Origin of the sequence: Dactylosporangium salmoneum (assembly GCF_039532525.1) — a bacterium.
GTDB lineage: Bacteria > Actinomycetota > Actinomycetes > Mycobacteriales > Micromonosporaceae > Dactylosporangium > Dactylosporangium salmoneum.
In genome coordinates, this window is record NZ_BAAARV010000016.1 from 409,187 (window position 1) to 418,969 (window position 9,783).

The following is a 9,783-nucleotide window of genomic DNA, read 5'->3' on the forward strand; positions in this document are numbered from 1 at the left end:
GACGGCCTTCGACGAAGGGGCGGTGGCGTGCCGGGTGAAGGGTTTGAGCAGTTCGTGCGGGTGCGGTACGCCGAGCTGCTGCACACCGCATACCTGCTGACCGGGTCGGTGGGGGCGGCGGAGGATCTCGTGCAGACCTGCCTGCTCAAGGTCATGGCGCGGTTCGAGCGGATCGCGGAGCCGATGCCGTACCTGCGGCGGGCGATGGTGAACCAGCGGACGAGCTGGTGGCGGGCGGTGCGGCGGGAGCTGCTCAGCGCCTCGCCGCCGGAGCCCGACCCCGACCTCGAACGCGGGGACCCGGCGTGGGAGTTCACCGAGCGTACGGCGCTCGTGGCGGAGTTGTCGCGGCTGCCGGAGCGGATGCGGGCGGTGCTCGTGCTGCGGTACTGGGAGGGCCTGTCCGAGGCCGAGACGGCCGACGTGCTCGGGTGCTCGGTCGGGACGGTGAAGAGCCAGGCGTCGCGCGGGCTGGGACGGCTGCGAACGCTGCTGGAGGCGGCCGACACGCAGAGGAGCGGACGATGAGCACGCTGGAGGAGCGCCTCCGCGAGGAGATGGCGCGCTCGGTCGCCGCGGTCCGGCCCGCCCCCGACCCGTACGGCCGGCTGCTGCGCCGACGCCGCCGGCGGGGCTGGCGATGGGGCGGGCTGGGGCTCGGCGCGGCGCTCGTGGCCGCGATCCTCGGCGCGCAGGGGCTGGTCGCGCCGGGCGGGCCGCGGCCGGCGCCCGAGCGGACCGGCTCGACGCAGCAGCAGTTCGACGAGCCGCTCAACGAGTGGACCCGGTCCCTGCTCACGGCGCCGACCCGGGGCGACATGGTGGCCGCCGAGGCGATCCGCGAGGCGCTGGACAAGGACCGGACACGGCGCAACGTGAAGCCCGAACTCGACCAGATCAAGGTGTTGTACGTCGTGGAAGCCGGCGGCGACGAGGTGTTCGAGGCCGCCTACTACGGCGGCGGGCGCGGGCAGTTCGTCAGTGCGTCCGCCCCGAAGGGCACCAGCGTCGCCGACCTCGTCAACCCCAGCGCCTCCCTGAACGGCACAACCGGCAGCGGCGCGCCCCGGGCGTTCTCGATCTCCGGCCGCATGGACCGGTACACGGTCGCGCTGGCGCCGCCCGGGTGCCTCGCGCAGGGGTCGGTGGCGAGCAAGGTGGGGCCCGACAGCGCGCTGCAGATCACGTGGGGCGCGGCGGCCGAGTTCATCGTCGACCCGGCACCGGCGTGGGCCCGCTGGTGGCGGGTCACGTGCGACGGGAGGGTGCGGCAGCTCGGCTACGAGGGGACCCTCGACGGGCCACGGCAGGAGACGAGCGGCCCGCCGCCGGCCGAGCGCGGCACGGCGGACCCGGACATCGTCAAGGAGCTGCTCTGGTCGTGGCCGACCATCGGCGGGCTCGACGTGGTGCGCAAGCGGGTCCTGTGGGGCGGCACGCCGCCCGGAGAGACGCGGCCGACGGTCGTCGGGCTGGGCGAGCTGGCGGACGGATCGGTGTACGTGTGCGAGGTCACCGGCAAAGGCGACGCGCAGTTCGTCAACAGTCTGCCGCCGCCGCAGGCCACGACGCTGCCGAAGGACTTCCCGCCGGCCCGGATGACCGTGGCGGTGGCGCCGTCGGCGGGCCTGGTGGCGGTACGCCTGCCGGACGAAACCCGGGTCGGGTTCTCCGATCGACTGCTCGTCATCGGGCCCCCGGAGGCGGTGCAGCTGCGCGTCTCCGGCAAGGAGACCGAGACCGTCGCTCTCACCGGCGGCGTCGGCGTCATCGTTGCGCCCGTGCCGGCCAGGGTGGCGCTGTCCGCGGTGGACGGCTTGGGCCGGGACCTGGCCAGGCTGACGGTCGTCGAGCCGGGCGCGTCGAGTTCGTTCCTGCTCGGGCTGGGTTGGCTGTACGACTGGAGCTAGGCGTAGAAACGTGGTGTGACGATTTGGCGGATCCTGCTCGCCGACGACCATCTCGTGGTGCGGGCCGGGCTGCGGGCCCTGCTCGCGACCGACCCGCGGTGCCGGGTCGTCGGCGAGGCGGCCGGGCTCGACGAGCTGCGGGCGGTAGCGGCGCGGCGGCGGCCCGACCTCGTCGTGCTCGACCTGAGCTTCGGGGGCGACAGCGCGCTGCCGGTGCTGCCCGAGCTGCTCGCGGCCGAGCCGCCGCCGCGGATCGTGGTGCTCACCATGCACGACGACGTGTCGTTCGCGCGGGGGGCGTTCGCCGGGGGCGTGCACGGCTACGTGCTCAAGGAGGCCGCCGCCGACGAGCTGCTGCGGGCGGTGGAGACGGTGATGGCCGGCTCCGTGTACGTCGACGCCGAGCTCGGCGCGCGCCTGGCCCGCGACCGCCCGGCCGCGGGCGACGCGCTCAGCCCGCGCGAGCGCGACGTGCTGGCGCTGCTGGCCGACGGGCACACCAACGCCGAGATCGCCCAGCGCCTGTCGATCAGCCTGCGCACCGTCGAGACGCACCGGGCCAACCTGCGCACCCGGCTCGGCACCACCAGCCGGGCCGGCCTGGTCGCGGCGGCGCGCCGGATCGGCCTGCTGCCGTGACCCGCGAGCGGGCGTCGGCCGTGGCCGCGTGGGTGTCCGCGGCGGCCGGGGTGGCCCTGCTCGCCGCCGCGTTCCTGCTGGAGCTCAGCGGGATCAGCGCCCGCGGGGAGCTGTGGACGGCGGCCGGGGCCGGCGGGGCCTTCCTGCTGTCCCTGGCCATCCTGCCGGCGGCGGGGGCGCACCGGTTCGCGGTGCGCGCCCGGCTGCTGACCGCCGTCGGCGTCTCGGCCCTCATCGCCGTGGCCGCCCTCTGGCAGGGCAGCGTCAAACCCGATCCATCGGTACTGCTCCTGCTCATCCCCGTCGCCCTGCTCTTCGCCACGGCCGGCCTGGCCCTGCGCGAGGCCTCGGTCGAGGGGCGCCGGTCCCGGCTGCACCAGATCCGCTCCCGCCTGGACGGCGCCGAGGCCGAACGCCGCCGCTGGGCCCGCGAGCTGCACGACGACACCCTGCAGGAGCTGGCCGCCGCGCACGTGCTGCTGGCCGCGGCGGCCGCCGCCCCCGACCCGGCGGCCCGCTCGGCCGGCATCGCCGACGCGCGCGAGATCGTGGGGCGGCAGATCCAGTCCCTGCGGCGGCTCATCGCGCAGATGCGCCCGCTCGCCCTCGACGCGCTCGGCCTGGCCGCCGCGCTCGAGGACCTGGCCCGCCACGCCCACGACCGCGACGGCGTGGAGGTCGAGGCGGAGGTGGAGGGCCTGGCGCGGCTGCCGGCGGCGACGGAGACGGCGGTGTACCGAATCGTGCAGGAGGCACTCACCAACGCGCTGCGGCACGCCCGGGCGGCGCGGATCCGCATCGAGACCGGGGCGCTCGGCGAGGGCCTGCGGGTGGTCGTGCGCGACGACGGGGCCGGGCCGCCGCCGGAGGGCTTCACCGCCGGGCACGGGCTGCGTGGCATGCGCGAGCGGGCCGAGCTGCTCGGCGCCGCTCTGCACGTGGGCCCGGCCGCCCTCGGCGGCACCCAGGTGACGCTGGACCTGCCGGCTCAGGCGATGTAGTCCTCGAGCAGCGCGGGCGTGAGCCCGGCCTTGGCAATCGCGTCGAGCACGGCCAGGAAGTCGTCGACGAACGCCGGCCGGAAGTGCATGAGCAGGATGTCGCCGGCCTTGACCGTCGAGCCGGCCTGGTAGCGCACGATCCCCTTGTCGGTCGTCTCCTTCCAGAAGAACGCGGCCTTCATCCCGCAGTCGTGTACGACCTTGAGCGTGGTGGCGTCCTTGTCGCCGAAGGGCGGCCGGAACAACACGGGGCGGCGCCCGTAGAGCTTGCCGAGCTCGTCGGCGGAGCCGCAGATCTCGTGCTTCTGCACGTCGTACGACTTGCCCTTGAGCTCCGGGTGGGTGATCGTGTGCGCCTCGATGACGGCGCCCGCCTGCTCCAGCTGGCTGAAGTACCCCGGATCCGCCTTGATCGCGTTGATCTCCAGGAACAGCGTGACCGGCACGTGCGCGGCCCGCAGCAGCGGCAGCGCCTCGGGCACCTTCGTCCAGCCGTCGTCGATGGTGATGAAGGCGACCGGCTGATCGGTCGGGATCGCGCTGTACCAGCCGGCCGACGGCCCTTCCGGCACGGTCACCGGCCGCGGCGCGGGCGCCGGCGCGAAGTGCGGGATCCGGGCCAGCTGCGCCGCGCTCAGCCCGGACGCGCTCGTCTCGGCGGCGCTCGGCGCCGGCGCCCCACCCGTGGCACCGGCCGCGGCCGTGGCCGGCGCCTTCGGCGCGCCGCACCCGGCGAGCAGCGCGCAGACGACCAGCAGCGCGGCCCCGAGCCGTTTCCCCATGAGCCCTCCCACCGAAGGGATCCCGGGCCGGCTGCGCCGCCGGACCCGGAACCCACGTGTCGCCGCCGACCCCCCTTCGGCCCGCGACGAGCCCAGCCTGCCGGGCGCGGCCCGTTCTCGCTTCGGTAGGCCGCCGCAGCCCCGTTGCGGGTTTCCCGCAACTCCCCGCGTGTGGCGTAGGTGACCCGGCAGTAGGAGTAGATAATCTTACATATTTGAATATAGGATCGCCGAGCGTTCAACCAGGCCCCTCGGCGGGCGCCTGGGCCTTCCGGCCCGCGGGCGGGGCGGCGTTGCCCCCGGAGCGCGGGCCGCCGTCCGAAGGGAACATCGTGGCAATCAACGAAGAACCTGGGCTGTGCGCCCATCGGCGGGTTCTCCTGGCCGGCCTCGGCGGGATCGGGGCCGCCACCCTGCTCGCCGCCTGCGGTGACCACGCCACCGCGCAGCCGGCCGCGCCCACCCAGTCCGCGGCCGGGCCGCTGGCCGACACCAACGACGTGCCGGTCGGCGGCGGGATCGTGAGCAACGGACTGCTCATCGTGCAGCCCGAGAGCGGAACGTTCAAGGTCTACGACGCGGCCTGCCCGCACAAGGGAATCCTCGTCGCGGCGCCGCAGAACGGGGTGGCCACCTGCCCGGCCCACGCGTCGACGTTCAGCATCAAGGACGGGTCGCGGATCAGCGGCCCCACGCCCACCGGCCTCAAGGAGATCACCGTCAAGGTCGACGGGACGAAGATCCTCAAAGCCTGATCACCGCAGCGCGGCGGTGAGCGACGTGAGCTCGTCGGCCGGGACCGGGCGGCCGTAGTGGTAGCCCTGCGCGTAGCGGTACCCGAGCCGGCGCAGGGCCTCCGCCTGCTCGGCGGTCTCCACGCCCTCGGCGACCGCCCGCAGCCGCAGGCCGTCGCTGATGCCGATGAGCGCCTCCGCGATGACCGAGTGTTCCCCGGCCTCGGTCACCCGGTCCACAAAGGACTTGTCCACCTTGAGCACGTCGACCGGGCAGGTGCGCAGCAGGCCCAGTGACGAGTGGCCGGTGCCGAAGTCGTCCAGGGCCACCTGCACGCCGAAGCGCTGCACCTCGCGCAGCTCGTCCAGCGCCGAGCCGCCGTCGAAGACCGCGGTCTCGGTCACCTCGACCATGAGGTTGGCCGGGGCCAGGCCGGCGGAGCGCAGCACCTCGCGGAGGCGGCCGGCGAACCCGGCCTCGCGCAGCTGGCGGGGGGAGACGTTGACCGAGACGTACTGCAACGCGTCCGGCCCGAACTCCCGCCGCCACTGCGCCGCCTGCCGGCACGCCTCGGCCAGCACCCACTGCCCGACGGGCACGATGAGGCCGGTGCGCTCGGCGGCCGGGATGAACAGGTCGGGGCGGATCATGCCGCGCTCCGGGTGCTGCCAGCGCACGAGCGCCTCCACCCCGACCGGGCGCCCGTCGTCGAGCCGCACGATCGGCTGGTAGAACACCCGCAGCTGCCCCTCGTCGAGGGCGACCCGCAGCTCGGCGGCGATCCGGGACTGCTCGGCCCCGCGCTGGTCCATGCACGGCTGGTAGGTGACCTGGCGACCCTTCCCGCGCTCCTTGGCCGCGTACATCGCCACGTCGGCCCGGCGCAGCAGCTCCTCGGCGTCGGCCTCGTCCCGCGCGCCGACGGCCACGCCGACGCTCGCCTCGACGACGAGCTGGTGGCCCTGCGCGCTCAGGGGGCGGCGCAGCCCGGCCGCCACCTCGCCGAGCGTGAGCAGCGCGGGCACCTCCCCGGCGGCCGGGAACACCAGCGCGTACTCGTCGCCGCCCAGCCGCGCCACCAGCCCGTCCGGCGGGCACAGCTCGGACAGCCGCACCGCGACCGCGCCGAGCAGGGCGTCGCCGACGACGTGGCCCAGGTCGTCGTTGATGGCCTTGAAGTCGTCGAGGTCCACGACGGCGACCGCCACCTGTCCGCCGTTGGCCAGGGCCTCCGAGGTGTACTGCGTGAGCCGCCACCAGTTCGGCAGCCGCGTGAGGGCGTCGTGGGTGGCCTGCCAGGCCAGCGTGTCCTGGTACTCGACGACCTCGCGCAGCGCGGTTGCCTGCCGGGCGGCCACGAGCAGCGCCAGCACGACCGTGCCGAGCGCGATCGCGAAGACGTCGTCGCCGCCGTCGCGGGCGTCGATCAGCAGCAGCACGCACGTGGCGAAGACCGCCAGGTAGGGCACCAGCCCCGGCCGGTGGCGGCGGGCCGGCGGCGGTGGCACGACGCCGGCGGCGCGGCGCTGCCGGTCCGCGGCGAAGCACAGCACGAGGCAGGTGATGGGCAGCACGATCGGCGTGCCGTTGAGGTAGGGCTTGTCGGCGAGCGTCGGCGGCGCCATCGCCCCGCCGACCCCACCCAGGCCGCCGGCCAGCGCGAGGAGGTACAGCGCCCACCGGTCCAGCGGCCCGGTGCCGGTGAACGCGACCTTCACGAACGCGAACGCGCAGACCCCGCCGCAGGCGACCACCGCCATGACCGCGCGGGCGCCCGTCGCGTTGCCGCCGGACCACGCGGCCCAGTGCCGGAACCAGAAGTGCCACGCGAACGTCACGACGGTCACCAGTACCGTCGCCGAGTCCAGCCCGAAGCGCAGCCATTCCCCGCGGGTGCGCCGGGCGCCCGGGATGCGCAGCAGTCCCCACAGCAGCTCGGTCAGCCCGGTCAGGTAGATGCCCGCGGTCAGCGGCCCGATGTGCTGCGGCTGGACCACCCCGCGGAACATGTCGACCGCGTTGCTGACCGCGGCCAGCCCGACGAACGCCACGCCGATGCCGACGTGGCGCCAGAAGCGCGCGGCGCCCGGAGCGATCCCGGGCGCGGTCGTCACCTCGTAGCACATCCGCACCGCGCAGCCGACCGTGAGCGGCACGAAAGCCCAGCCCGGCAGCGCGGGCACCGGCCGCGCCATCCCGACGGCGAACCAGACCTCCGCCGCCACCGCCAGGAGCATGGCCGCGACGAGCGGGCCGGTCAGACGCCAGGTCGCCACCCTCTCCACGATGCCGAGATCGGCACGCGACGGGCTGAGTTGAACGAATTGTCCGCCGGCCCGGGTCATCTCCCGGGTGCGGCGCGATGGCATGCCGGGTTCCCGTTCGTCCGTGCCCGAACGATCCCCGCCCTCCGGCTCCCCGCATGGAGCCGTTCGGCCGGGGCCGAACGATCCCGGCCGTACGGTTCCCCGCATGGAGCTGGAGATGATCATTGACGCGGCCGTGGAAGAGGTGCTCGCGACCGCGGGCGAGTGGCTCGGCTGGGACGGGCGGCCGGTGCTGCACGACGGCAACGCGTGGACCCCGCACAAGGCGCTGCGCCGGGTCGCCGACCACCTGGTCGACCACCTCGCCGAGATCGAGTGCCGGCTGGCCGGGCTGGAGCCGATGACCGACCACTGGCACGGGCGGACGGTCACCACCCACGCCGACTTCGCCCGGTTCACCGAGACCGATCTCGAGGAGGCGACCAGCCGGCTCACCCGGCTCGCCGCCTGCTACCGGGCCCGGCTGCGCGGGCTGTCCGACGACGCGCTGGACGCCCGGCCGGACCCCGGCACCTGGACGCTGCGGGAGGTCGTGCAGCACGTCGCCGGTGTCACCTACTACGCGCAGGCGATGCGTTCCGGGGCGGAGTCGGCGATGATGTGAGGCACAGCCGAGGGACGGAGGATCCCATGGGCTACCTGGACCCGCAGACCGAGGCGCCGCGGCGGCCCGCATCGACGGCGCTGCGCAACCCCGACGCCGGCGTGCTGTACCTGCGCTCCTACCTGCTCATGCGGGCGGTGATCGGCTTCATCGGGGTCGCGCTGCCCTTCGCGCTCGTGTTCGGCGACATGGCGCTGGAGCGCGGGAAGATCCGGGGCTCCCTCAGCGAGTACTTCTACACCGGCATGCGCGACGTCTTCGTCGGCAGCCTCTGCGTGACCGGCCTGTTCCTCATCACGTACAAGGTGTTCGAGCACAACCTGGACAACTCGCTGAGCATCGTGGCGGGCGTCGCGGCGCTGGGGGTGGCCCTCTTCCACACCGACCGGCCCAAGGGCTCGACGATCCCGCTCACCCCGCTGCAGGAGGCGATGGGCGAGCGGTCGGTGGCCACGGTGCACTACGTCAGCGCGGCCGTCTTCATCATTTCCCTGGGGATCATCAGCCTGTACTTCGGGATCCGCGAGGGCAAGCGCACACAGCTGCGCGGCCGCCGCTCGCCCGAGTTCTGGCGCCGCTTCCACTTCACGTGCGCGGCCGGCATCGCCGTCGCCGTGGTCTTCATCGCCGTCGCCAAGTTCACCGGCTGGCTCGACGACTACGCCCTCATCATCGGCGAGACCCTCTCGATCCTGAGCTTCGGCGCGTCCTGGCTGATGAAGGGCCTGGAGCTGCGGGTGCTGCTCGGCCCGAAGCCGGCCGACGAGCCGTTGCAGACCCAGGAGGCGGCCACCGCGGGGTGAGTTCGTACCATGAGGCATGGTGACGGCCAAGCCGGCCGCGGGCGGCGGGCGCTGGGTTGAGATCTCCCCGGAGCGGTTGCGCGGCTGGCTCGACGGCTTCTACGGGCGCCACCAGGGCGCCGACGAGGACGGGCTGGTGCTCACGGGGGCCAGCAACGGGGACCAGGCGACGCTGCACCCGCCACCGGGCCTCGACGGGGCCACCGACGTCGACACGCTGCTGACCGGGCTGGCCACGCCGCCGCGGATCGGGCTGCTCCTGGCCCGCAAGGGCGCGGTCGCGGCCGGGATCGCCGACGGCACGACCATCACGGCGTCGAAGGTCGAGCGCTTCCACGTGCACGGGCGGACCGCGGCCGGGGGCTGGTCGCAGCAGCGCTACGCCCGCCGCCGCGACAACCAGGCCGACGCCGTCGCCGGGAAGGCCGCCGACATCGCCGAGCGCGTGCTGCTGCCGGAGGCGGGCGGGCTGGCCGCGCTCGTCTGCGGCGGCGACCGCGGGCTGCTCGACGCGATCCTCGAGGACCGGCGGCTGGCCCCGCTCGCCGCGCTGCGCCACCCGCGGCTGCTGGAGGTGGCCGAGCCGCGGCTGGCCGTCCTGGAGGAGGCCGCCGTCGCCGCGCGCAAGGTGCGCATCCACCTGGTGCCGTAACGGCGCGGGCCGACCGGCGATCGCCGGTCGGCCCGCTGTGCTAGGAGTGCCGGATCAGGGGTAGCTGATCACGTTGGACGGCGAGACGTTCGAGGCCTGGGCCGCGGCACCCGTGTCGTTGATGACGTGGGTGATCGAGCCCTTGCCCAGCGACACCGTGAGGATGTCGTGGAACTTCACGTTGGCGTTGTTCGGCGCCTCGTACGAGTGGTACGCGGCGATGGACGGGTCGGTGGTGAAGACGCAGTAGCTGCCCATGCCCCACGCTTCGTGCGAGGTGACGGTGTTGGCCACCTTGTACGCGGCGTAGCCGGTGATCCCGTCGTGGGA

General features: G+C 74.3%; 10 protein-coding genes and 1 pseudogene. 8 read left to right on the plus strand and 3 right to left on the minus strand.

All coding sequences use genetic code 11. The features are described 5' to 3' along the window. Positions 1 to 27 precede the first annotated feature (27 nt). Genes ABD352_RS09450 through ABD352_RS09465 form a run of 4 tightly spaced genes read left to right on the plus strand, consistent with a single transcriptional unit; the run spans position 28 to position 3,550 of the window. A complete protein-coding gene (locus ABD352_RS09450; RefSeq protein WP_344611869.1) occupies positions 28 to 528 on the plus strand; it encodes a SigE family RNA polymerase sigma factor in 501 nt (166 codons plus the stop codon). Beyond that, positions 525 to 1,910 (plus strand): hypothetical protein, encoded by a 1,386-nt coding sequence (locus tag ABD352_RS09455; protein ID WP_344611870.1) that lies wholly within the window; start codon positions 525 to 527, stop codon positions 1,908 to 1,910. The genes ABD352_RS09450 and ABD352_RS09455 overlap by 4 nt, the downstream gene beginning before the upstream one ends. Positions 1,911 to 1,925: 15 nt before the next feature. Further along, positions 1,926 to 2,549 (plus strand): LuxR C-terminal-related transcriptional regulator, encoded by a 624-nt coding sequence (locus tag ABD352_RS09460; RefSeq protein ID WP_344611871.1) that lies wholly within the window; start codon positions 1,926 to 1,928, stop codon positions 2,547 to 2,549. Next, a complete protein-coding gene (locus tag ABD352_RS09465; RefSeq protein ID WP_344611872.1) occupies positions 2,546 to 3,550 on the plus strand; it encodes a sensor histidine kinase in 1,005 nt (334 codons plus the stop codon). The genes ABD352_RS09460 and ABD352_RS09465 overlap by 4 nt, the downstream gene beginning before the upstream one ends. On the opposite strand, the gene ABD352_RS09470 is transcribed toward ABD352_RS09465, so the two are convergent. Further along, positions 3,538 to 4,332: a polysaccharide deacetylase family protein gene (locus ABD352_RS09470; protein ID WP_344611873.1), complete on the minus strand. Its 795-nt coding sequence runs from the start codon at positions 4,330 to 4,332 to the stop codon at positions 3,538 to 3,540. The two genes, ABD352_RS09465 and ABD352_RS09470, sit on opposite strands and share 13 nt — an antisense overlap. Before the next feature lie 332 nt (positions 4,333 to 4,664). Between ABD352_RS09470 and ABD352_RS09475 the strand changes: the two genes are divergently transcribed. Then, positions 4,665 to 5,087, plus strand: coding sequence for a Rieske (2Fe-2S) protein (locus ABD352_RS09475; RefSeq protein WP_344611874.1), 423 nt, complete (start codon positions 4,665 to 4,667; stop codon positions 5,085 to 5,087). Here the strand turns inward: ABD352_RS09475 and ABD352_RS09480 are convergent, their stop codons facing one another. Beyond that, positions 5,088 to 7,343, minus strand: a complete 2,256-nt coding sequence (locus tag ABD352_RS09480) for a putative bifunctional diguanylate cyclase/phosphodiesterase (RefSeq protein WP_344611875.1) — start codon at positions 7,341 to 7,343, stop codon at positions 5,088 to 5,090. A 196-nt stretch (positions 7,344 to 7,539) separates the two neighbouring features. Between ABD352_RS09480 and ABD352_RS09485 the strand changes: the two genes are divergently transcribed. Genes ABD352_RS09485 through ABD352_RS09495 form a run of 3 tightly spaced genes read left to right on the plus strand, consistent with a single transcriptional unit; the run spans position 7,540 to position 9,453 of the window. Then, positions 7,540 to 7,998: a DinB family protein gene (locus ABD352_RS09485; RefSeq protein ID WP_344611876.1), complete on the plus strand. Its 459-nt coding sequence runs from the start codon at positions 7,540 to 7,542 to the stop codon at positions 7,996 to 7,998. Positions 7,999 to 8,024: 26 nt separating this feature from the next. Beyond that, entirely contained in the window at positions 8,025 to 8,801 is a 777-nt protein-coding gene (locus ABD352_RS09490; RefSeq protein WP_344611877.1) for a hypothetical protein, read from the plus strand. A gap of 16 nt (positions 8,802 to 8,817) precedes the next feature. Next, a complete protein-coding gene (locus ABD352_RS09495) occupies positions 8,818 to 9,453 on the plus strand; it encodes an acVLRF1 family peptidyl-tRNA hydrolase (RefSeq protein ID WP_344611878.1) in 636 nt (211 codons plus the stop codon). A gap of 54 nt (positions 9,454 to 9,507) precedes the next feature. Here the strand turns inward: ABD352_RS09495 and ABD352_RS09500 are convergent. Further along, positions 9,508 to 9,783: pseudogene (locus ABD352_RS09500) on the minus strand (discoidin domain-containing protein); the annotation flags it as partial.